Origin of the sequence: Streptomyces sp. NPDC050263 (assembly GCF_040655955.1) — a bacterium.
In the GTDB taxonomy this organism is placed as follows: Bacteria; Actinomycetota; Actinomycetes; order Streptomycetales; family Streptomycetaceae; genus Streptomyces.
Genome location: NZ_JBFAKW010000084.1, coordinates 1 through 20,553 on the forward strand (window position 1 = coordinate 1; position 20,553 = coordinate 20,553).

At 66.9% G+C, this 20,553-nt stretch carries 21 protein-coding genes; 13 read left to right on the plus strand and 8 right to left on the minus strand.

Features of this window, described 5'->3' with window-relative positions:
• Positions 1-191 precede the first annotated feature (191 nt).
• From AB0J04_RS30415 to AB0J04_RS30425, 3 genes are all read left to right on the plus strand, one after another.
• Entirely contained in the window at positions 192-1,202 is a 1,011-nt protein-coding gene (locus AB0J04_RS30415) for an SEC-C domain-containing protein (RefSeq protein WP_363171783.1), read from the plus strand.
• Positions 1,203-1,494: 292 nt separating this feature from the next.
• A complete protein-coding gene (locus AB0J04_RS30420) occupies positions 1,495-1,851 on the plus strand; it encodes a hypothetical protein (protein ID WP_363171784.1) in 357 nt (118 codons plus the stop codon).
• Positions 1,852-2,291: 440 nt separating this feature from the next.
• Entirely contained in the window at positions 2,292-2,810 is a 519-nt protein-coding gene (locus AB0J04_RS30425; RefSeq protein WP_363171817.1) for a ricin-type beta-trefoil lectin domain protein, read from the plus strand.
• 71 nt (positions 2,811-2,881) lie between these two features.
• Here the strand turns inward: AB0J04_RS30425 and AB0J04_RS30430 are convergent, their stop codons facing one another.
• Positions 2,882-3,403 carry a very short patch repair endonuclease gene (locus AB0J04_RS30430; RefSeq protein ID WP_363171785.1) on the minus strand — a complete coding sequence of 174 codons (522 nt, stop codon included), beginning with the start codon at positions 3,401-3,403 and terminating at the stop codon, positions 2,882-2,884.
• A gap of 109 nt (positions 3,404-3,512) precedes the next feature.
• Here AB0J04_RS30430 and AB0J04_RS30435 point away from each other — a divergent pair, with 109 nt between their 5' ends.
• From AB0J04_RS30435 to AB0J04_RS30445, 3 genes are all read left to right on the plus strand, one after another.
• Positions 3,513-4,739: a DNA cytosine methyltransferase gene (locus tag AB0J04_RS30435; RefSeq protein WP_363171786.1), complete on the plus strand. Its 1,227-nt coding sequence runs from the start codon at positions 3,513-3,515 to the stop codon at positions 4,737-4,739.
• Between the two features lie 122 nt (positions 4,740-4,861).
• The gene (locus AB0J04_RS30440) at positions 4,862-5,875 is read left to right on the plus strand and encodes a DUF4928 family protein (RefSeq protein ID WP_363171787.1); all 1,014 of its coding nucleotides are present in this window, start codon (positions 4,862-4,864) and stop codon (positions 5,873-5,875) included.
• A 58-nt stretch (positions 5,876-5,933) separates the two neighbouring features.
• Positions 5,934-6,401 (plus strand): very short patch repair endonuclease, encoded by a 468-nt coding sequence (locus AB0J04_RS30445; RefSeq protein WP_363171788.1) that lies wholly within the window; start codon positions 5,934-5,936, stop codon positions 6,399-6,401.
• Here AB0J04_RS30445 and dcm read toward each other — a convergent pair.
• The 4 genes from dcm to AB0J04_RS30465 form a co-directional block, all read right to left on the minus strand.
• The gene (gene dcm, locus AB0J04_RS30450; protein ID WP_363171789.1) at positions 6,327-7,682 is read right to left on the minus strand and encodes a DNA (cytosine-5-)-methyltransferase; all 1,356 of its coding nucleotides are present in this window, start codon (positions 7,680-7,682) and stop codon (positions 6,327-6,329) included. The genes AB0J04_RS30445 and dcm overlap by 75 nt on opposite strands.
• Before the next feature lie 287 nt (positions 7,683-7,969).
• Positions 7,970-9,775, minus strand: a complete 1,806-nt coding sequence (locus AB0J04_RS30455; RefSeq protein ID WP_363171790.1) for a DEAD/DEAH box helicase — start codon at positions 9,773-9,775, stop codon at positions 7,970-7,972.
• A complete protein-coding gene (locus AB0J04_RS30460; RefSeq protein ID WP_363171791.1) occupies positions 9,772-11,205 on the minus strand; it encodes a hypothetical protein in 1,434 nt (477 codons plus the stop codon). Before AB0J04_RS30460 ends, AB0J04_RS30455 begins: the two co-directional genes overlap by 4 nt.
• A 58-nt stretch (positions 11,206-11,263) precedes the next feature.
• Entirely contained in the window at positions 11,264-11,989 is a 726-nt protein-coding gene (locus AB0J04_RS30465; RefSeq protein ID WP_363171792.1) for a hypothetical protein, read from the minus strand.
• A 331-nt stretch (positions 11,990-12,320) separates the two neighbouring features.
• On the opposite strand from AB0J04_RS30465, the gene AB0J04_RS30470 reads away from it, so the two are divergent.
• On the plus strand, positions 12,321-13,268 hold the full coding sequence (locus tag AB0J04_RS30470; protein WP_363171793.1) for a hypothetical protein: 948 nt from the start codon (positions 12,321-12,323) through the stop codon (positions 13,266-13,268).
• Between the two features lie 71 nt (positions 13,269-13,339).
• Here the strand turns inward: AB0J04_RS30470 and AB0J04_RS30475 are convergent, their stop codons facing one another.
• A complete protein-coding gene (locus AB0J04_RS30475) occupies positions 13,340-13,966 on the minus strand; it encodes an ATP-binding protein (RefSeq protein WP_363171794.1) in 627 nt (208 codons plus the stop codon).
• Positions 13,967-14,183: 217 nt separating this feature from the next.
• Between AB0J04_RS30475 and AB0J04_RS30480 the strand changes: the two genes are divergently transcribed.
• The 4 genes from AB0J04_RS30480 to AB0J04_RS30495 all read left to right on the plus strand — a co-directional run bounded on the left by AB0J04_RS30480 (position 14,184) and on the right by AB0J04_RS30495 (position 16,906).
• A complete protein-coding gene (locus tag AB0J04_RS30480; protein ID WP_363171795.1) occupies positions 14,184-15,029 on the plus strand; it encodes a helix-turn-helix transcriptional regulator in 846 nt (281 codons plus the stop codon).
• Positions 15,030-15,218, plus strand: a complete 189-nt coding sequence (locus tag AB0J04_RS30485; protein WP_363171796.1) for a DUF397 domain-containing protein — start codon at positions 15,030-15,032, stop codon at positions 15,216-15,218.
• A gap of 159 nt (positions 15,219-15,377) precedes the next feature.
• Complete coding sequence (locus AB0J04_RS30490; RefSeq protein WP_363171798.1) at positions 15,378-16,052, plus strand: HAD-IA family hydrolase; 675 nt, start codon at positions 15,378-15,380, stop codon at positions 16,050-16,052.
• A complete protein-coding gene (locus AB0J04_RS30495) occupies positions 16,049-16,906 on the plus strand; it encodes a DUF1932 domain-containing protein (RefSeq protein WP_363171800.1) in 858 nt (285 codons plus the stop codon). Before AB0J04_RS30490 ends, AB0J04_RS30495 begins: the two co-directional genes overlap by 4 nt.
• A 23-nt stretch (positions 16,907-16,929) precedes the next feature.
• Here the strand turns inward: AB0J04_RS30495 and AB0J04_RS30500 are convergent, their stop codons facing one another.
• Together AB0J04_RS30500 and AB0J04_RS30505 are read right to left on the minus strand one after the other, a co-directional pair.
• Positions 16,930-17,490, minus strand: a complete 561-nt coding sequence (locus AB0J04_RS30500) for a guanylate kinase (RefSeq protein ID WP_363171801.1) — start codon at positions 17,488-17,490, stop codon at positions 16,930-16,932.
• Positions 17,487-18,527 (minus strand): AAA family ATPase, encoded by a 1,041-nt coding sequence (locus AB0J04_RS30505; RefSeq protein WP_363171818.1) that lies wholly within the window; start codon positions 18,525-18,527, stop codon positions 17,487-17,489. The genes AB0J04_RS30500 and AB0J04_RS30505 overlap by 4 nt, the downstream gene beginning before the upstream one ends.
• A 342-nt stretch (positions 18,528-18,869) precedes the next feature.
• On the opposite strand from AB0J04_RS30505, the gene AB0J04_RS30510 reads away from it, so the two are divergent.
• Both AB0J04_RS30510 and AB0J04_RS30515 read left to right on the plus strand, forming a co-directional pair.
• Entirely contained in the window at positions 18,870-19,547 is a 678-nt protein-coding gene (locus tag AB0J04_RS30510; protein ID WP_363171802.1) for an HAD family hydrolase, read from the plus strand.
• 62 nt (positions 19,548-19,609) lie between these two features.
• Positions 19,610-20,545, plus strand: coding sequence for an alcohol dehydrogenase catalytic domain-containing protein (locus AB0J04_RS30515; RefSeq protein ID WP_363171819.1), 936 nt, complete (start codon positions 19,610-19,612; stop codon positions 20,543-20,545).
• Positions 20,546-20,553: the final 8 nt, after the last annotated feature.

Genomic DNA, 20,553 nt, shown 5'->3' on the forward strand with positions numbered 1-20,553 from the left:
CCTCGTACTGGACGTACTTGGGCTTTCGGCCGGTGCGGCGAGAGTGCGTGCCGGGCGTCGCGACGGGGCGAACGTTGCCTGCCGCGGCACTAGTTCCGCTGGGAGAGCTGAGGCAGGCCCGATGCCTGCCCCGGCTCCCCTGGCCTGCAGATATCTCTCCTTTGTCACCCGGCGGCGCTACCGTGTCCCCCATGCGCCCCGACACGCCTGCCGAGAACGTCGACCACACCACCGAAGCGGCACGCCTGGAGCGGACCGCCGGCCTGTATCCCGAGGACGCGGAAGCCCTGCTGCTGCAGGCCGCGGCCCACCTGGAACTGGCCGGCGACCGCCCCGCCGCGACGACCCTCTACGACCGTCTGCTGTCCGCCCCCGACGGGCTGGACAACGTCCACCTGGTCCGAGCCCTGAAGGCCTCGAACCTGTGGGAGTACGGCCACGAGGCGGAGGCCCGAGCGATCATCGACGGCATCCGCGCCGCGGCGCCCCGCGACCCGGCCCCCTGGGTGATCGTCGCGGAGTCCCTCGAATCCCACGACGAGCTGGAAGCGGCGCAGGAGACGTTCACCGAGGGGACGACGGCACTCCTCACGAACGGGGCGGAGCCCCCGCACGCCGCCCACCCCCTCCTCTTCGGCCGCCACCGCGTCCGCCGCATGCTGGGCGCCGCCCACGACGACTGGGACGTCCTCGCGGACACCCTCCACTCCTCCCCCGTCTCGCTGGACGAGCTCCACGACCCCAAGCGCGTCTGGTCCCTGGGCTCGGACAACCCGGCGGAACTGGAGGCGGAGATCTCCCGCCTCCGCGCCGAGCTGGGCGCATACCGCGAGGAACTGTCCCGCCCGTTCCCGGTGGCGGTCCTGCACTGGCCGACGGGCGAACTGGCGGAGCTGGTGGCCGCGTACCCGACGCTGGCGGAGGAGTACCCGTCCCACGAGGAGCACCTGACCGGCATAGAGGCGTCCCTGACCGAACTGGCCGCCTCGGGCACGGCCAACCTCGGCATCGTCACCGGCACAGTGCCGTCCTACGAAGCCTTCGCAGCCTCGGAGGGCGCGTCCCCGGCCGACACGGACCTGCTGCCGCAGTACGCGACGACGCTGGCGGCGCGGGGGCGGGCGGCGGCTTGGCCTCCGGAGCGGGGGGCTGGGTGTTGGTGCGGGTCGGGGTCGGCTTATGAGAGCTGCCACGGGGCCTAGGCGGCTCGGCCAGGCGGCTCGGCCAGGCGGCGCGGGAGGAGTCGTCTCCTCACCCGGATTCGCCGGATTCGTCGATCCGTCGCCAGGCGAGGGGCGTTGACGGTTCAATGGCCTGGCCGAAGATCCGTCACTCAACTGGTCATGGGGGCTCTGAATGTTGTCGGAAGTGTTGGTCACGCTCGCCGCTTCGGGTGGAACGGCAGTGGTGACGGCGGCGGGAACCGATGCCTGGGCCGAGACCAGGACAACGGTGGCCCGGCTCCTGGGCCGAGACGGCCAACGGGAGGAAACGGTGCTGCAGCGCCTCGACCGGACCGCCGCCGACCTGACCCAGACAGCCGCCGAGGACGCGCAGGGAGTGCTGGAACAGCTGCGCGCCGAGGAGTCCGGGTCCTGGACGACGCGTTTCCGGGACCTCCTCCAGGACCTCCCGGAAGCGGAGAGGGACGAGGCCGCCGAGGAGCTGCGGTCGCTGGTCGAGCACGTCCAGCAACACGGTTCCCACTCCGGCGCCTCGGCCGGCGCCGGTGGTGTGGCGGTCGTCGGCGGCGACGTGACGGTCAGGGCCACCCGTGGGTCGATGGCCGCGGTCACGGTGAACGGCGGCATGCACATGGACCCTCCGCAGCCGGGGCCGGCCCAGGACTGACCGCCCCCGGCTTGTCAGGTCCACAGCGAGGCACCGACAGCGCGCGCTGGGGACGCCTGCTGCGTCTTCTGGGCCTCGGCACGCCCAGCACCAGCAGTGAAGCCCGGGCCCCGCACACCGCCACCCCCACTCCCACCCACACCTCTGCTGTCGCCTCCCACGGAGGCATAGCGATCAGCCACGTCGACCGCATCGACATCCGGGAACGACGTGCCCGCCGCGTGCGGCTGCTGATCGTCCCCATAGTGGTGACGGCCGGAACGATCACAGCCATCACCCTCCTGCCGGGCGCACGGGACTCACCCCCTCAGACAGCTCCGGATCGGACGTCCCCACCCCCCTCGCTCCCCCTCTCCCCGTCGCGACCGCCGTCCGGATCCCCGTCCGCCGGCAGCTCCCCGTCGATCCCGGCCGCACACGCGACCGGCCCCGCGGAGGCGGTGGCCCAGCCGGCACAGACCGGTGCGGGGGGCACCCGTGACGCGGGGACCCCCTCGTCCGCGAAGTCCGGGACGACAAGCACCCTCTCTCCGACGTCCGCGTCGACCCTCCGGAACGCCTCCAACGACCAGTGCGTGTTCGGCAACGAGGGGGACGTCTACCCCGGCTTCGGCGCGTGCGGTTCCAGCGACGTCTACACATGGACGTTGCGCTCCACCGGCGGCAGCACCTTCGAACTGGTCAACCACGCAAGCGGAAAATGCCTGTCGGCGCCGTTCAACAACGACTACGCAGCCCAGATCGAAGCCTGCGACAGCCCCGGAGGAACCGGCTACGTGCAATGGCAGTTCGGGGCGACTGCCTCAACAGGCAAGACCCTGAAGAACACGACGACAGGCCATTGCCTGGAGATCGCCACCCCCGCCTTCGGCGGCGCGAAGCAGGTCATGGTGACCACGTGTGACAGCGGCGAATCCGAACAGTTGTGGAGGGCGGGCGGGACGGCAGGGGGTGGCTGAGAGCGCTTCACCCCTGCATACGTCTGATCATGAAGTACGCATCGCAGTGTGCCGAGGCCGTCAGAGGCCAGTCAGTCGGTTTCCGGGCTTTGAGGTCTTTCCGGGGGCGTCGCGGTCCGGCGCTGCTGCGTTCGCCGTGCCTCCGCCACGCTCTTCTCGACCCGGGTCGCCGCCTGAACCGGGTCCTCGTGCTCCCATACTCGGACGACCGTCCAGCCCGCCTCCGCGAGTCGCCGGTCCGTGTCCACGTCGCGCGTCCGGTTGCGCTCGACCTTCGACGCCCAGTAACCGCCGTTGCGCACAGCGACGGTGTGGTGCTCCGGGCAGCCGTGCCAGAAACACCCGTCGAGGAAGACCGCGACACGGGCCTTGGTGAACACCAGATCCGCAGTGCGGCGCAGTTCCTTGATCGGGCGGGCGGCGACGCGATAACGCAGCCCGCGCGCGTGCACCGCCCGCCGCAGGGCCAGCTCCGGCTTGGTGTCGCGGCTCTTGTTGGCGCGCATGCTGGCCCGCACGGCGTCGGAGGAGGCCCAGGATCCCCTCGCGGCCATCGTGCCCTTCTCAACGGCCTCGGGCTCTTCCCCATCCATGACCACACCGTAGTCCGGGCTTGAGGCCTTCGTCCCAGGAGACTCCCGAAAACGGTCAGTGCTCGCCATGCACACCGTGATTGTCGGTGCCCTCCCGTACCATCGCCGGGTGACCACAGTGCTTCCGTCTGATCTTGACTCCACCGCCTCGACCGCCGCGTCCGCGCCCTTCGAGGTCGCCGAGTTCTTCGCCGGAATCGGCCTCGCCCGGCTGGGACTGGAGCGTGCGGGAGGCTTCAAGGTCACGTGGGCGAACGACTTGGACGCCCAGAAGCACGACATGTACAAAGGCCACTTCGCCGACGCCGAGGATCACTACGTCCTGCGGGACATCCGTGAGATCGCGGGCGACATCCGCTCCGAGCTGGCCCCAGGCCGAGTCGACCTCGCCTGGGCGTCCTTCCCCTGCACGGACCTCTCCCTGGCCGGAGGACGCTCGGGCCTCGCCGGAAAGCACTCCAGCACGTTCTGGGACTTCACCGACGTCATCAAGGCCATGGGCGAGCGCGATGGCGGCGACCTGCCCTCCGTGATCGCGCTGGAGAACGTGAACGGCTTCGCCACCAGCCACAACGGCGCCGACATGAAGGCCGCGATCGAGCGGTTGAACGGCCTCGGCTACTGGGCCGACGTGGTCACCCTGGACGCCCGTCGCTTCGTCGCACAGTCCAGGCCCCGGCTCTTCGTCGTCGCCGTGCAAGAGGAACTGACCAAGCCCCCCGCCGACGATCGCCGTGACACCGCCCTGCGCCCCTCCTGGCTCGACCGCGTTCTCGACGACAAGGATCTGAAGACCCACCGCACCCTGCTCGACGAGCCCCCTGCCCTGCGCACCACCGGCTGGACCGACCTCGTCGACCCGGACAACGACGAGTACGTCCAGTGGTGGGACGAAAAGCGGGTCACTCACTTCAAGGGCCAGCTCTCCGACCTCAACAAGGCCCGCGTCGAGCAGCTCAGCCGCGAACCCGAACCGTCCTACCGAACCGCGTACCGTCGCACCCGCAACGGCATCCCCGCCTGGGAGATCCGCGACGACGACGTGGCCGGCTGCCTGCGCACCGCCCGCGGCGGCTCCTCCAAGCAGGCTGTCGTGCGCATGCAGAAGGGCGAGGAGATGCGCGTGCGCTGGATGACCGCCCGGGAGTACTCCAAGCTCATGGGCGCCCCGAAGTACACCCTGCCCGAGAAGCGCAACCAGGCGATCATGGGCTTCGGCGACGCGGTGTGCGTCGACGCGGTGGCCTGGCTCGCGGAGCACTATCTCCAGCCGCTGATGACGGGCGCCCTTTCAGGGGGGCCGGTCCCGGCACAGCGAGCCGCGTCCTCTCAGTAGAGGGGCTCAGCGACGGCGGCGCTCGCACGCAGCGCCCCCTGCGCCCACCCGCCGCCCGTCACCACCCCACCGCTACCGCCCCAACACTCCCGTCTGCCACTCCCGTATGCCAGGAGGCACCCATGGTCACGTCGCCGTCGCCGAACGCTGTCAGCACACCGGTGGAGGAGGCGGCGCAGGCGTTCATGGACGCGCTCGCGACCTGGTACGAGAAGCAGCGCGATGCCAAGGGCAACGTGAACTCCAACGTCATGTGCGCAGGCCTGTACATGACGGAGTTCCTGGCCGAGCACTTCCCCCTCAAATCCGAGCACTACACGACCCGCTCGCAAGTGAAGACCGCCAGCGGCAAGCAGGCCCAGAAGCTGCTCGCCCAGCACGGCGAGGAGCGCAAGTTCACGAGCGAGGGCGGCCGCACCTCCCGCGCCACCCTCGACCACGCCAACGCCCTGGCCCGCCTCCTCAACGCCGAGGGAGACAAGGCGGCGCTGAGTGACTTCACGGCGAGCGAACGCGCCGCGCTGGCCACGCTGCTGCAGGCATGGTTCGTCGAACGAGTCCAAGAGGACTTCTTCGGCCGCAAGCGCATCGAGGCGGAGATCAACCCCGACAACCCCGTCCGCACCACGGTGGCCGCCCTCATCGAGGCCGGCCGCCTGCGCGGGGGCAACACGGCGGGCGCGATAGCCCAGCACCTGGTCGGCGCCAAGCTGAAGATCCGCTTCCCCGAGGAGGACGTCAACGTCGAGAGCTACACCACCGCCGACGTCCAGACCGGCCGCGCCGGCGACTACCAGATCGGCGACACCGCCATCCACGTGACGATGTCCCCCGGCGAGAAGGTCTTCCTCGACCGCTGCGTCGACAACCTGAACCACGGCTACCGCCCCCGCGTCCTCGTCCCCGAGGGCCGCGTCGCCGCCGCCGTCCAACTCGCCGAGAACTACGGCCTGGCCGAACGCGTCGCCATCCAGTCCATCGAGGACTTCGTGGGCACCAACATCGAGGAGGTCGCGGGCTTCTCGAAGAGCGGCGTACGGGAGCGACTTCGCGAGCTGCTCAACGAGTACAACTCGCGGATCGAGCAGGCGGAGGCGGACAGGTCGCTGATGATTCTGGTGCCGGAGAACCTCTGAGGCTCAGGACTGCTGATCTGGGTGCCGACGGCTCCCCGCCGGTACTACGCTCAGCGGTGTGTCCGAAGATCTCCCGTGGGTCGCTCCAGAAGGTTCCTGGGCTTCCTCGGCAGCCCGCCGCCGCAACATGCAGGCGATCCGCAGCCGTGACACGAAGCCCGAGAAGCTGATCCGGCAGCTCGTGCATGCCCAAGGACTGCGGTACCGCGTCGCGGCCCGCCCTCTCCCGGGCCTTCGGCGGACAGCGGATCTGGTATTCCGTCCGGCAAAGGTGGCTGTATTCATCGACGGCTGCTACTGGCACGGCTGCCCGGAACATTACGTTCCACCGAAAACAAATTCCGGCTATTGGTCAGACAAGGTCCTCCGCAATGTTACGCGAGACCGTGACACCGACCAACAACTGGAAAAAGCGGGGTGGCTCGTGCTCCGCTTCTGGGAGCACGAGCCGTCAGACGCCTGCGCGGACAAGATCACCACGGTGGTTAGCCGAAGACGGCGCCGCGTTGAGCCCCGACCTGACTGATACCGGAAGGGCCATCTGTTCCGACTTCGGCAGGCCGGAATCGGAAACATCGGAGTCCACCGCATACCCGTCAAGGAGCTTTCCGCCGCACTCCGGTCGGAGTACGGCGGCGATAGCACGCCCTATCGCTTCAGCAACCGGAGGCGGAAAGGCATTTCCAACCTGACGGTACTGAGCAGTCTTCCGTCCCTGGAATTTCCAGTCCGCAGGGAATCCTTGAATGAGCGCGGCCTGCTCGACCGTCAGCATCGGGCCAGCGGGCCGGAAAAGGTCACGCTCTGGGTCACAGTTGTCCGGCTCATTGGCAACACCCATCCCGTCAACCCCCAGGGCCCCCCATGCCCGCTTAGCCCTAGTCGGCCCGAGGTCCGCTCCACCATGCTTCTTCGACCCTCCGACCAAGGTCGGAGCGACTCCCCTGCCCAGTTCAGCCGCCTTAGAAGCCGCACGCTCCCAGTCCTGGAAGACTTGCTTCCCCGTACGCTCGCCCGGCTTGGCCCGCTCTCCGTACTTATTCTTCGTCCAGTACTTCCGGCAGCGGGCCTCCATGCTGACAGCAAGTTCCCCAACCACAGTCGCCTGTTGGCCTTTGATCCTGGACGGCCAGACAAAGTCAGCACCGGAGGAATTCAATTCATCTTCATGGATCACAACCAAGATAGCTCGCGGGCGGAGCTGAGGAACACCAAAATTGCTCGCGTCAATCCGACGCCAGACTTTCCGCATCGCACGGTCCTGGTCTTCAGCTGACCAGCTCTTCTTGATTTCTGGAACAACATAACCAAGACCGCGAAGCTCGCCCAAAATATCTCTGCGATAATCGATAAAAACCTCCGGGGGCTCCAGGATACCCCGGACATTTTCGATCATTACTGCTCTCGGTCTGAAATCGTCAATAATTTTCAAAGCGTCCGGAAAAAGATCACGCTCGTCATCTTTCCCTAGCCGCTTCCCTGCGAGCGAAAACGGCGGACACGGCACGCCTCCAGCCAGCAAGTCTAGTTTCTCATCGCCGATGGCGAGATTCCTGCGCACATCGGAGGTAAGAAACTCCTTCACATCCATGGGCTCAAGAGCATCGATTTGCCCCTGGCTCCACCCCGGCCAACCGTCCACGTTCGCCCGGAGGGTAGCCACCGCATGCGGGTCCCACTCGACGAGAGCCAAGTGGTCAAACCCCGCATTGTGCAGACCAACGGCTTGTCCGCCCGCACCGGCACAGATCTCCAGCGAGGTCAGTGGCCGGGCGAACTGCGGACGCTCTCGACCGCTGGCGCTCATAGCGCTCCTTCCAGGAGTGACTCAAAACTGATGCCAAGTGTCCCAGAGGCCATGATCAAACGTGCTGGCTCTTGAGCACTCGACACCCGCAAGTCTCCCACTGTGCCACCACTGGCCACTGCGGGGGCCAGCGGTGAGCCAAGGAACGCGTGTCCTCCCCTTTCCTTCTCCACCCTTCTTGTGACGGCTGTTGCCGGGGAGTGGGGCCAGGCGAGTCAGGCGCCCTCAGCCCGCAGACGACGCATTGGCCAGGCAACCGGCCAACCTGGCCTGTCCAAACCGACAGGCTATCCGTGTCTGATATGCCGCAGCAGCGCCTCGATGTCACCGGGCGCGAGTCCGGCCGCCACGGAAGGCTCCTCCTCCAAGTCCGCCAGTTGCTGGACCGTGGGGTCGTCAAGGATCTTGCCCATGAATTCGAGCTTCTGGTCCAGACGTACCTCGACCACTTCATCGATCGTCTTGCGCGCCGCGATCACAGTGACCCTCGTCTCCGTGTCGGGGGCGAGGCCAAGCCGGTGAATCCGGTCAAGACTCTGGAGGTAGCGGCCAGCCATGAAGTCGCGGTCCACGTAAACGGCGTCGTGGCACACGTGATGGAGGCTGATCCCCTCTCCCAGGGTCGCGGGGTTGGAGATCAGCACCATGCAGCTGGGGTCTTCACGGAATCGGCGCAGCTGCTCATCCCGGTCAGGCGTACCCCCGTACACAACGGCCGGACTGTACTTGTCCAGCATCTGCGCCAAAGTCGTCAGACTGCGTACGAATGTCGTCCAGACCAGCGTCTTACGGCCCTGAGCAGCGTTCTCGGCGACGATCGCCAGCGCTTCCTTGTACTTCGGTGACAGCTCGTAGTCAGGAAGGTTCTGCATCAGCGAGTACAGCGAGCTGCCGGCCGGAATGTCCAGCGGGGGCAGCTGGTAGGCCAACGGCTCGTATTTGGTGGCGCCTTCCAGAAGCAGGGCGGGACTGGTCGCCGCCATGAGGAGGCGCAGCGCGGTCTTGCCCAGGGCACTGAGGTCCTCACGAGCTGTCCCCGTGGACATGCCGCCCACCAGCGAGCTGTAGATCTCAGCGTGCAGATCCGGCATATCGACGTAACGCATCCGCAGGGTCATCGGTGGCAGGCCGAGTTCCTGCTTGGTCGTACGAGTGAACAGCGGCCGCAGGACCGTACTCGCGTAGGCGAGGTCGCCGCCCGCCACCGCCCGGGTCACCGTGCGCTGTCCATGGCCCGGCCATACGAAGCCCAACAGGTTCTCCAGGTCTTTGGAACCGTTCGGGGCCGGCGTCCCGGTCAGGATCAGCCGGCGCTCCGCGAGCGGCCCCAATGCCATGCACGCAGCCCCGTACGTGCCACGCGCACCAAGCTTCATCCGGTGCGCCTCGTCGAGGATGATCATCGAAGGGGCGGCCTTCAGCCAGTTCGCAAGCAGCGGCAGCGAGCGGTCCAGCCTCTCGTAGTTGACGATGAGGACCTCTGCCCATTGGTCCAGGGAGCCATCCAGTACGTGCGTGCGCAGCGGGTAACTGAAACAGACAGCCGTCTCGTAACGCCAGGACTCGTAAGCCGACTTGGGGCAGACGACCAGCAGTCTGCTGGCACCCCCCTGGGCCCGCTGCGCGGCGTACACGGCAAGCGCCACCCGGGTCTTGCCCGCTCCGGGCACGCTGAAGTTCGCCCCATGCCCCAGGGAGAGCAGCTTGGCGATATCCCGCCGTTGGAACGCGTTGAGATCAGCCCCCCAGGTGCTCCCAAGCAGACTCAATACCTCGTCAGCGACGACTTCCGAAGTGGCCCCGGAGCCGGACAGTCGTTCCTCGACCAACCGGGAGTCCCGGACCACGCCGGACACAAGATTCCGGAGTTCCGGGGTCCACTCGACGCTTGTGGGGTGAGGCCAGCCGCTGAGGACTGTCAGATCCGCGAGAAGTTCGTCCAGGGCCACCGAGGCGGACAGGGGGCCCAGCTGGCCGCCGGTACGAAACCGGGCGGCCAGCTGAACAAGGTCCTGGCGGTACTGATCGGTGGTCCGCAGGACCACACGGGTGCGCGTGTCGTCGAACCCAAGGTGCAGGGACGTTTCCGTCACCGGGAACCCTCCGCGGTGACCGCGGCGAGGAGCCAGGAGACGCCGTCACCGGGGTTCGGCATCCCGCGTCCGGCCTGCTGGGCGAGCTTGCGCATACTGCCCTGGAGCTTGAGCACGGCCTCGTCGAAGGCCTCTTCGTCCAAGCTGTTCGAGGTGCGGGCCTGCACCAGCTCGACGACGCACTGGTCGATGTTGGCGCACGCGTCCGCGAGCCGGGCCGGCGCAAGCTGCTTGCGCTTGCGGACCCGGGCATCACGACCGTGACTGTCGATCGCCTTGTCGAAAGCGTCCTTCGCCCCGTCAAGCACCGTCTGGGCTTCAGCCTTCTGGCTGTCAGCAAGTCCCGCGCTCGTGTTGCGGACGGTGGCCGCCGCCCGGAGGATGCGGTCGTTCAGAGCACGTGCCGCCGACACTGCCGTCGAGGCGGCCGGCACGTCCAGGCCAAGACCGGGAATGGAGACGGACTCGGCCTGCGCAGCCCCCCCACTGTCCGCCAAGTCCACCGGCAGTACCTTCCCCAGGTAGCCCTCGTCCAGGAACACCTCGTCGATATGGCGCACGTCCGTCTTCGAGAAGTCCAGCAAGATCGCTGCCAGACGCCATTCCTTCAGGATTTCGGCCTGATCCCGGTCGAGGCTCTCCAGCTTCACGTAAAGGCGCTGGAGTTCCTTGAGCCGCTCCTGCGCCCCCTCCCAGTCGACCAGCCGCAGCGCCACGCCCCCACCACTCGCACTGCGGTCGTTGAGCTCCTTGATCACGCTGAGGATCCACCGCTCCTGGTGATACGTCGCCGTCCGGATGCGGAACTCCTTGGCGATCTGCTCAGGCGTCCGGCCCAGCGTCGCCTGTTCCTCCATGGCAAGGAGACGGTTGATGTACGAGTAGTCGCGACGCTGGTCCTGACGCAGCTGGAGCGCCAACTCCACCGCGTCGATGTCGGCCTGGGTGAACGACGGGGGGAGCACGCCCACCCGCATCGACTGCTTGCCGAGTTCCCGCAGCGCGACGGCACGCGTGTTGCCGTTCACCAGCACGCCGTGGTGGGTGACCAGGCCAGGGTCGTTCTGCCCGAACTGGCTCAGGTCCTCCTTCAGCTTGTCGAAGTCGGGGTCCCGCAGGTCCGGGTTCGACGGTCGGGCCTTGAGCAACCCGGCCAGGTACACCTGGCCGACCTCCCCGAAGGGGTCCTTGTCCAGATTCCGGTCCTGGTCCGGATGGTGACTGCGCTGGGCACGGATCCGGTGGGTGCCGGGGTTGAGGTACAGACCGCTCAGCGGGAGGTCGATGACGTCGACGTGGATCTGCTGCCCGTTCCATTCCACAGTGGCCGTCTCCCGGGTACCTCCAGCGGCCCTCACCTCCTCCAGCCTCTGCTTGATCAGTTCGCTGAACTCGTCCGCGCGCGGCGGCGGCGGGAATTCCCGCAGCATGACTCTTCCCCTCGTTTTCTGTTGCCGGTCCTGTCCGTCTTGCGTTGCCGGTTGCCCGTCAGCCGGCCATGTCGTCGATGGCCTGGGCCACCTCGGAACGCGACTCCTGCGGCAGGGTCCGGTAGATGCCCCAGACCTTCTCGATCGGGCTGAACGTGCGCTGGTCGGCGTCGATCCACTTGGCGAAGAGGCGCTGCTCCAGGGGGGAAAGAGCCTCTACGAGTTCCAGCAGCGCGCCGAGGTCCACCTCCCGGTCAGGACCTCCCCCGGTTCCGCACCTCTTGCACTCGGTGACGAGCTGGTATTCCACCGCATCACCCTCATCGGAGTGCAGCACCTTCCGCCGGGAAACGTTGAGCTTGGCAAGGTCAATCCCACCGCCGTCCTCGTACGCCTCGCCGGCTCCGACGCCGCACGACCGGCAGAGGTAGTTGTCGTCGTGCAGAACCTTGGCGCGCTGGGCGGCGGTCAGGCTGCTCTTGTGCTTCGGTGCCTTCGACTTGCCCGGGATCCAGACATCGGCCCCCCTGGTCACGAACCGCTGTTCCTGCTGGAGCAGGGAGGGGTCGTCGCGGCTCGTGTCGATCCTCCAGCCGTGATCCCGCAAGTCGCGGAGCCTGCGGTCGATCTGCGCGACGTCCGGGAAAGCCTCACGAAGCTCCGCCTTGGTGAAGACCTCCCCCTCCCCGACCTCGGCGAGCAACCACAGCGCGGCCCGCACCATGGTTCCGAACTTCTTGTCCCGATAAGACGGAATTTCTTCCACTAAAGCCTCCCCGAACATGTGCCGTCCAGACACGCCGTCAGTTTCGGAGTGTGCGAGCGCCGCTACAGGCAGTGCTCGCCAGAACTCCGCATTCCCCCGCTCCTCAGCGGCTAACCAGCAGCTCACACCATGCCCCAGATGAAAGTCCAGCCCTTTCCCGCTTGCTCGGGTAAAGCAAGTGAGCGCCCTCGGACTTGCTCGGTAAATAGCAAGTCTGCTCACCAGAATGCTAAGGAAAGGCGGGTGTCGCAGCAGGGCCCATCGGGCACAATTGCCGAACGACAGACCAGCCTTGAGGAGTTGGCTCCCAGGGCATCCGGGCAGCTCAGGGAGCAGGAGGAAGACTCACGTGGCACCCGAGGGAGGCCAGTCGCGCGCGGGCAAGTGGCTGGAGAAGGAAGTGGCGGGCGACGGTCGACGCCCGCGGAAGCTGGAACTCGCGCTAGCCCTTCAGCACTTGTTCCGTCTGCTCAAACCGGAGGATTCGGCCGAATCAGGAAATACCCTGATCAGTCAGGCGGAAGCAGCTAAACGGCTACACAGGGAAGGAAGTTCCCTGTCGCGGTACGTGAACCCTCAGGACCCCAGGGTTCCCACTCAGGCCTTCATTGAGGATCTCCACAAGGCAGCCTGCATGGATGCCGCTACCAGCGGCGGGGACGTCGGCATCACCCTTGAAGCCTTGCGGGTCCTGCGCACCCTTGCCGATGCCGAGACACGGGGCCGCTGTCAGCGCTGCGCAGAGTTGGGCAGACGAATCGATTCGCTTACCCGGCAGGTCAACACACCCTGCCCTTCATGCGCGGTGTACCAGCGGGAGCAGGACAGGAACGCCGTCGAGCTACAGGCCATGAGGGGCGAAGTCGCGGCCATGCGGATAGCGGTGCAGGAAAGGGAGGCCACCGAAGCCGGCCTGCGGGCACGTCTGGCGATGGCCATTGCTTCCAAAGCTCCGCTGCCGGTCCCCCTTCGGAAGGGGGACCGGCAGCGGAGCGCGAAAGAAAGGGCTGTGGCACGACAGCTCGCGGCGCAAGCAGGCGAACTGGACGGCGCAGGGAAGGAGGACTCGGCACTCATCCTTCTTCGGCACGGCACGACAGAGTTGCTGAATCCGTCGGAGACTGCGCTGGTCATGGTGGAACTGAGGCAACAGGAGCGAGACCACCTGGCCGACGACCTGATCCACGTCTATGGCCGAGATCAAGGAGATCGGGACGTCATGCAGGTCGCACTGGAACTGCATGCAGAGGGAGCGGTAGACGATGCCGGCGCCATACTGCGAGCTGCGTTGAGGTAGCGGCCGGCACGCATAGGCCACACCAGGCACCAGTGCAACGGTCACCGCCGTGACGGTTACGCGCCTGACCGTCAGGCCGCGTCCACTTCAGCCTCGTAGTGCATCTGTGCCCGGTCGAGGATGTCGTCCGGGTCATGACCGCGGACGGCTGTCCAGTGGAGCAGGTCCGCGATCAGCTCAATCGCGGACTCTTCGAGGCTTGCCGCCGGCCGTCCCCCCTGACGGCCGGCATAGCCGCCCTGATAGGACTCCAGCGTTTCAACCGCTCGTTCAATACGTGCGCAGGACTTCCCTACGCTGAGCGGGATCTCGCACCAGACCGCCTTGCCCACCGCACTCACAACCGTCCCCCAGTCCACAGCGAGCGTCGCAAGGAGGTGCAGGCCTCGGCCGCGTTCGTCATCCCACCTCACCGACTTGGGGTCCGGGATCGCACGGCCCTTATCGTGCATTTCTACACGCAGCCGCTCACCTCTCCATTCAAGGATCAAGGTCGCCGAGACGCCCTCCCCTACATGCTTGACCACGTTGGTCGCCAGTTCGGTGACAAGCAGCTCCGCTTCATCGACCGCGACGGGCATGCCCCACTGGCTCAGCTGCCTGGCAGCTGCTCTCCGGAGAAGGCCCACTTCCGCCGGCACCGCCTCGAATGGCAGGACACAGCGGAGTCGGGGTTCGGTGATTTCGTAGCCAGCCATGGCCACTCCTCCCTCCCAGGCCACGCACATGCTGCGCCTGTCGTATCCGTACGACTGCACTGCGTAGCGATCTAAGAAGGAGCATGGCATGGAGAAGTCTTGCTGTGTAACTTCTCACGAGAATCCATCGAGTGAATCTGATGGTGAGGCAACCTCCCGACTGCCTAGCCTGATGAGCATCTCCGGGCCCGCTGCCCGGCTCTGGCGAAGGAGTCGCATGTCCGAACGGACCACAACCCGCCGCCGTCAACTGGGCGCGACGATGCGTAAGTTGCGCGCACGCAAGGGGCTGACTCTGGAGGAGGCCGGCCGGCTCGTCGGGGTGTCCAAGGCAACAGTCAGCCGGTACGAGACGCAGGCCGGGCCGGTCAAGTGGCTGGTCGTCGATGCGTTGTGCCGGGAGTACGGGGCAACTGAGGCCGAGCGCAGGGCCGTTGTGAACATCGCTAAGGACGCCAAGCAGCAGGGATGGTGGAGCTCTTTCGCCGACTCCATCCCGGAGAGCATGAACCTGCTGCTGACGCTCGAGGACGAAGCCGTGCGTGAGAGTCATTTCTCGTGCGTCTACGTCCCGGGCCTGCTGCAAACGCGTGCTTACAGCGTCGCCCTCCAGAGAGCCAACGAAGTCCCCCTGGCCCCCACGGAGATCGAGCGCCTGGTCGACATCCGCATGAAGCGGCAGGAGATCCTCGCTCGCCCGGTGCCCCTGCGCCTGTGGGCCATCCTCGACGAGTCCGTGATCCGCCGCGTCGTCGGGTCACCTCAGATCATGCAGGAGCAGCTCGACCGACTACTCGAAGCGAACGAGTCCCCTCACATCACGCTTCAGGTGCTGCCCTTCACCAAGGGAGCCCATGCCGCCGCGCTGGGAAGCTTCGTCATCATCGGCGGCACCGAGTCGGCTCTCGATGTGGTCTACGTCGACTTCCACACGGGCTCCCTCTTCCTGGAGAAGGACGAGGAACTTGAGCGATACAGACTTGCGTTCGAGTACCTCCAAGCACAAGCGTTGGACATGGAGGCCTCCTCCGCCGTGATCCACCGCGCCCGCAAGGAGCTATGAATGTCCACCGACCCTCAGTCTGTCTCCGATCCCATCTGGTTCAAGTCGTCATACAGCGGCGGTAACACGACCGAGTGTGTGGAGGCAGCCTTTGTGTCGGCAGGTGTGCTGGTGCGGGATTCCAAAACGCCGGACGGTCCCTGTGTCAAGGTATCGACCGATGCTTGGGCCAGGTTTGTTTGCCGGTAGCTCTGTGCAATGACTGTGGCCGTCCAAGGAGGTACACGAGCAGCCATGACTCGGAACCCAGGATCGCTGGCCCGACCACCGCAGATCACACAGCCAGGCTAGGGACTGCCTGAACGCCAGGGGGATCACCGAAGCACCCCGCGCACTAGGGTGCGGGATGTGCGGCGCCTCCTCGTTCTCTTCGACCTCGACGACACGCTTGTGGACCGGCGGGGAACGCTCGACAGATGGGCCGCCGAGTTCACCGCCCGGCATGGACTGGGGGACGAGGAGCGGGCTTACGTTCTGGGCATGGTGGCCGAACGGGCCTATCCGTCCACCTTTGACGCGATCCGCATCCGATATCGGCTGCCCACGTCGGCTGACGAGTTGTGGCGCGCATACTGCGCCGACATAGCAGCCTTGGGGTCGTGCCCGTCAGAGGTCCTCGACGGCTTGGCCGAGCTGCGTGTGGCCGGCTGGCGAGTGGGGGTGGCGACCAACGGTGCGGTGGACATCCAGCGCTCCAAGCTGCGGGCCACCGGTATCTCCGAGCGCGTGGACGGCGTCTTCGTCTCCGAGGAGGCCGACGCGCGCAAGCCGCAGACCCGTCACTTCGCCCTGGCCGCAACCCGCTGCGGCACCAAGCTGGGCGACGGCGGCTGGATGGTCGGTGACAACCCGGTCAACGACGTCGGCGGCGGACGCTCCGCTGGGCTGAGCACCATCTGGATCAGCAACGACCGCTCCTGGCCGCTGGGCAATCCCGAGCCCGACCACACGGCGCCGCATGCACGCGCCGCCATCGACCTGCTACTTCTGCACTCCGCCGACCACACGAGGACCACGACATGACCGAAACCGTCGGGTTGTTGCACCCTGGCAGCATGGGATCCGCCTTCGGCTCCCAGCTGCGCGCTCGTGGCCACCTCGTGCTGTGGTGCCCCGACGGACGCAGCGACACGACCCGCCGCCGGGCCGAGCATGCGGACCTCGAAGCCGAGGCACTGCCCGAGCTCGTCTCCCGCTCCGACGTGCTGCTCTCCCTGTGCCCTCCCGCCGCAGCGGAGGAGACCGCCGCCCAGGTAGCCGAGCTCGGCATGGCCGGCGTGGGCACGATTTATGTTGAAGCAAACGCCGTCTCACCGTCGCGCGTGCAGCGAATCGCCGATCGCTTGGCCCCGATGCCGATCATCGATGCCGCCGTGGTCGGATCGCCTCCGGTGGGCGGCAAGTCCCCGACGCTGTATCTGTCCGGCCCTGGCGAGAAAGCCGACCGGATCGCCGAACTCTTCGCCGGCACCAACGTGCGGACCCACGTCCTGGGCGACAGCATTGGGAAAGCCTCCGCACTCAAGCTCGCGTACTCCAGCTACCAGAAGGTCTCCCGCGTGCTGGCCGCCGTCGCGTACGGGGCGGCGGACTCGTACGGTGTCGCGGACGAGCTACTGGAGATCGCGGCCAAGCGCACCCGCAGCTACCTCGTGGAGACCGACTACATTCCCAAGACCGCTGCCCGTGCATGGCGTTGGGGCCCAGAGCTTGAGGACGCGGCGGCTCTGCTCGCCGACGCCGGGCTGCCAGACTCCCTCATGCGCGCCGCTGCGGTGACGCTCGCCCGGTGGGACAGCAACAGAGACGAGTGCCTGGATATCGCCGAGGCGCTGGAAGCCTTGCGAGCCGAGGGGGACCTGGACAACCCGAGTTGAGCAGGGTGTAACCCGCTGGGCTGTCAGGAGCGAGGTGACATGGTGCGGACGATGTCGTCGATCCTCTGTGCGGCCTCACGGGGTGCTGTCGTATCCGTGTCCACACGCAGCTCCCACTGAGCCCGTGGATGAGCAGCGAGATCGGCCTGAGTGGCATCCCACGCGGCCAGGCGAGCGGCCGTGTCTGTGTCGCCCCGCTGGGGTGATCGTCGGGCGGTGGTCTCCTTGGAGCACCACAGCAGAACGCGCACCCAGCGCGCCGGGAAGAGGGCGGTCACCTGCTCCATCCCCACCATCTGGCCGAGGTGGACGACGGGGGCCCGGCCGCCCTCCATGGCCTGGTCGAGGCCGGGCCGGTCGACGATGTAGATGTTGCCGTACCGGTCGTTGCGGTAGATGACGTCGCCACGTGCTTCTAGGGCGGCCAGCTGCTCCGGTGTGCCCATCCGGTAGCCCTTGGTCTTCCCAGTTCCGATCTTCAGCCGGGTGAACGGCACGTACCGCGCTTCGAGTTCGGTGAGTGCCGCCGCGATCGTGTCTTTGCCTGCCGCTGGCGGCCCGTACAGCAGGATTCCCTGCCTCACTGGAACACCGTCCCGAAGACTTGGCGCACCTGGTCCGTGAGCGATATCGCGGAGCCGAGCCGGTTGTCGACAACCAAGTGCGGTACTACGGGCCGCAGTTCGAGATCGATTCCGCTGGCGTACGTATCCCAGTTCTGGAGTTTCCAGCTGTCCCGGGCGGCGGACCGGAAGCTGATGTACTCGTGCATCGTGTCGAGGTCGCACTGAATCCAGACGACAGCGACGGTGACGCCACGCGCTTCACAGCGGTTGATCAGGCGTCGCATCCATCGGTGATCGGTGGTCTCGGCGATGAAGGGCGCGGAGAGTACGGTGCTGATCGCGCAGTCGACGTTCGCGTACGCGGTCTCCAGCAGGCACTGGTACTCCAGCGGGCGGACCTTCTCCCGGTAGAGATCGGTGTGCCGGTCGTTGGGCTCGCTGCCCATTTCAACAAGGAGCCGCTCGACGAGCGGGCGCGTGATCGGGTCCTTGTCGAGGACGGGCCATCCGGTGAGCTGCGATACGAAGCGGGCGAACTCCGACTTCCCGCTGCCCGCATAGCCGCCGACCATCATCAGCGTCGGCCGGTTCGGATCACCGCCGGTGTGACGCCGCTTCCAGGCGTCGAGGATCCGTTGCTGGACGCCCAGGCCGTCGGCGTCCTCCGCGCTCGGTGCCAGCTGGTGCAACGCCCGTTCCACGGCCAGAACGTGGGCGCCGTTCTGCGGTTCGCTCGACGCGGTGAACCTGAGCTTCGTGGCCTCGTCGGGCAGAGCGTTACGGAAGCCGAGCTCAGGCTCGGTCGCGCGGTACAGCAGGCAGTACGCGCGACGGTAGTGCGGTCCGGGATAGACCTCACCCTGCTCGTGCTGCCACAGCGTCTGGAAGTTGGCAGCCGGCACCGTGAGCCCCGCAGCCCGGGCCACCTCGCGCAGCTGCTCGCCCGCGCCTTCGAGCGTCAGGCCGTGGGCTTCGCGTTGTTGTCTCAACTTGTCCGGGCGCCACCCCGGGCGACTCTTACCCACCGCGCCTACCGCCTGCCCATCCCTGGTCATGATCCGGAGCCTAAGTCTGCCTGTCATGAACCCGTGTGTAAGCGGATGTTGAAAAGTCAGACCAACCGGCCATGAGCTGCTGATGAGCAGCTTCGGCAACAGCTCGTGATACTCCGCACACCTCCGAGCCGCTGTCATGGTCACACCGACGCGGCGATCGCTTACCCGCCTCGGTCTCCAGTATCCGTACGAGATCGGAGGGGCGTCACCATGCGCCATCGGCCGACGTGCACCCCCTTGTCGACGAGTCCGTCCGCGATCGCCTCACACCCAGTGGGCGACGTACTGCTTGGCACTTCACTCCAGCGGAGTTCTGCTGCTCCGGCTCCCCGCCCGGCCGCAGTGATACTCGATCTCTTCGGCACGCTCGTCGCAGCCCCGAGTACGGTCGAACGGAGGGCTGCCGCCGCCCAGTTCGCCGCCATCCTGCGTGTAGCCCCGGCGGTCGCCGAGTCGGTGCTGTCCGACAGTTGGCAGGCGAGGCACGACGGGCAGCTGGCGTCCACTAGCGAGGTTGCGGCTCACCTCGTCGCCTGCTGCAACGCCTCTGCGGCCTGTGCGGATGAGCTGGAAATGCTCCTGGCCCGGCTCGCCCACGTCCGTCTCCAGGCCGATGCGGCTCTCCTGCGGGCGTTGGAGCAGCTTCGACGCGGTGGCGCCAGGCTGGCCGTCCTCAGCGACGCGTCCCCGGACATCGCCGAGGTGTGGAGCGGCAGCGATCTCGCGCCACACTTCGACGCTGTCGTGTTCAGCTGCCGGGCGGGTGCGGTGAAGCCCGACCGCCTGCTTTTCCGCGCGGCCCTGCGAGAACTCGGGGTCGCCCCGCGTCAGACCCTCTACTGCGGCGATGGCGGCGGCGACGAGCTGGCCGGCGCGGAGCGGGCCGGGATGGGTGCGGTGCGCGTGGAGCGTCGGGGTGGGCCGAGCGGCCTCGCGTTCGGCGAGACCGCTTGGTCCGGCAGGGCGATACCCGACGTGGAAGCTCTCCCCACCTTGCTGGACGGCTGGGGGCAGCGATGACCGGCCCGTACGCGTGGGCAGTTGAGAACGGCGCCATCTGCCGACCCCCCGCTCCGGTCGCCATGTTCCCGGCACGCGACACGACGCTCGTCGAGACGCGCTACACGGGGTTGTGCGGAAGCGACGTCGCAAAGCTCAATCACCCGTGGCAAGGGCAGTTGCCCGAACCGTGGTACCCCGGGCACGAGATCGTCGGCATCGATACGGAGACGGGGAGCTGGGTCGCAATCGATCCGTTGGTCTCCTGCCGCTCGTGCCACTACTGCGACCGCGGCCATGTTCACCTCTGCCCACGACTCCGGCGCATCGGGTGGGATCTTCCCGGAGGTCTCGCCGACTGCGTGAGAGTGCCCCACGACAGCATCATCCCGCTTCCCCATCTGCACGATCCCGCGCACGGAGTCCTCGCCGATCCGATGGCGGTGGCTCTGCACGGAGTCCGCTGTGGGCTACGGGTGCCTCTGGGGCGGCTCGGCGTCATCGGGGGCGGCGTCCTGGCGGTGTGCACGGCCATCTGCGCGGCACGGGCGGGGTGGGACGTCCACATGCTGGTCAGGGAACCCTCCCGGTCGCATCAACTGCGCTACGTCCTCGACCAGCACATCACTCTCCACTCTGCCGAGCTGCCGGCGTGCGACGTCGTCGTGGACGCCGCGTCCGGCCAGAGCGACTCCCCTATACGCCAGGCGCTGAAGGCAGTGCGTGACGGCGGAACGGTTCTCGTCCAGAACGCCTACGCGCCCCGCGTCGTTCTCTCGGTCCCCCTGCGGGACGTCTTCCGTCGCTCGATCACCCTGCGCGGCTCCTTCTCGTACTGCCGTGCAGACGGCCACGACGACTTCCGAGACGCCATCGACGTCATCGCCAAGGGCGGCGACTGGGCCGCCCTGATGACCCGAGACCGATTCCCCCTCAGCGAACTGCCACAGGGACTTGCGGCCCTGAACAACGAAGCCCGCCATCGCCCCTTCAAGGTCCTACTAACTTCCGACACCTGATGGAAAGG

Bases quoted from the DNA above. Each gene is read 5' to 3' on its own strand.
- AB0J04_RS30485 (WP_363171796.1), top strand. From the start codon at position 15,030: ATGTCCACCGACCCTCAGTCTGTCTCCGATCCCATCTGGTTCAAGTCG.
- AB0J04_RS30505 (WP_363171818.1), bottom strand. From the start codon at position 18,527: ATGACCAGGGATGGGCAGGCGGTAGGCGCGGTGGGTAAGAGTCGCCCG.
- AB0J04_RS30415 (WP_363171783.1), top strand. From the start codon at position 192: ATGCGCCCCGACACGCCTGCCGAGAACGTCGACCACACCACCGAAGCG.
- AB0J04_RS30460 (WP_363171791.1), bottom strand. From the start codon at position 11,205: ATGCTGCGGGAATTCCCGCCGCCGCCGCGCGCGGACGAGTTCAGCGAA.
- AB0J04_RS30430 (WP_363171785.1), bottom strand. From the start codon at position 3,403: ATGGATGGGGAAGAGCCCGAGGCCGTTGAGAAGGGCACGATGGCCGCG.
- dcm (WP_363171789.1), bottom strand. From the start codon at position 7,682: ATGAGCGCCAGCGGTCGAGAGCGTCCGCAGTTCGCCCGGCCACTGACC.
- AB0J04_RS30515 (WP_363171819.1), top strand. From the start codon at position 19,610: ATGTTCCCGGCACGCGACACGACGCTCGTCGAGACGCGCTACACGGGG.
- AB0J04_RS30465 (WP_363171792.1), bottom strand. From the start codon at position 11,989: ATGTTCGGGGAGGCTTTAGTGGAAGAAATTCCGTCTTATCGGGACAAG.
- AB0J04_RS30475 (WP_363171794.1), bottom strand. From the start codon at position 13,966: ATGGCTGGCTACGAAATCACCGAACCCCGACTCCGCTGTGTCCTGCCA.
- AB0J04_RS30480 (WP_363171795.1), top strand. From the start codon at position 14,184: ATGTCCGAACGGACCACAACCCGCCGCCGTCAACTGGGCGCGACGATG.
- AB0J04_RS30440 (WP_363171787.1), top strand. From the start codon at position 4,862: ATGGTCACGTCGCCGTCGCCGAACGCTGTCAGCACACCGGTGGAGGAG.
- AB0J04_RS30495 (WP_363171800.1), top strand. From the start codon at position 16,049: ATGACCGAAACCGTCGGGTTGTTGCACCCTGGCAGCATGGGATCCGCC.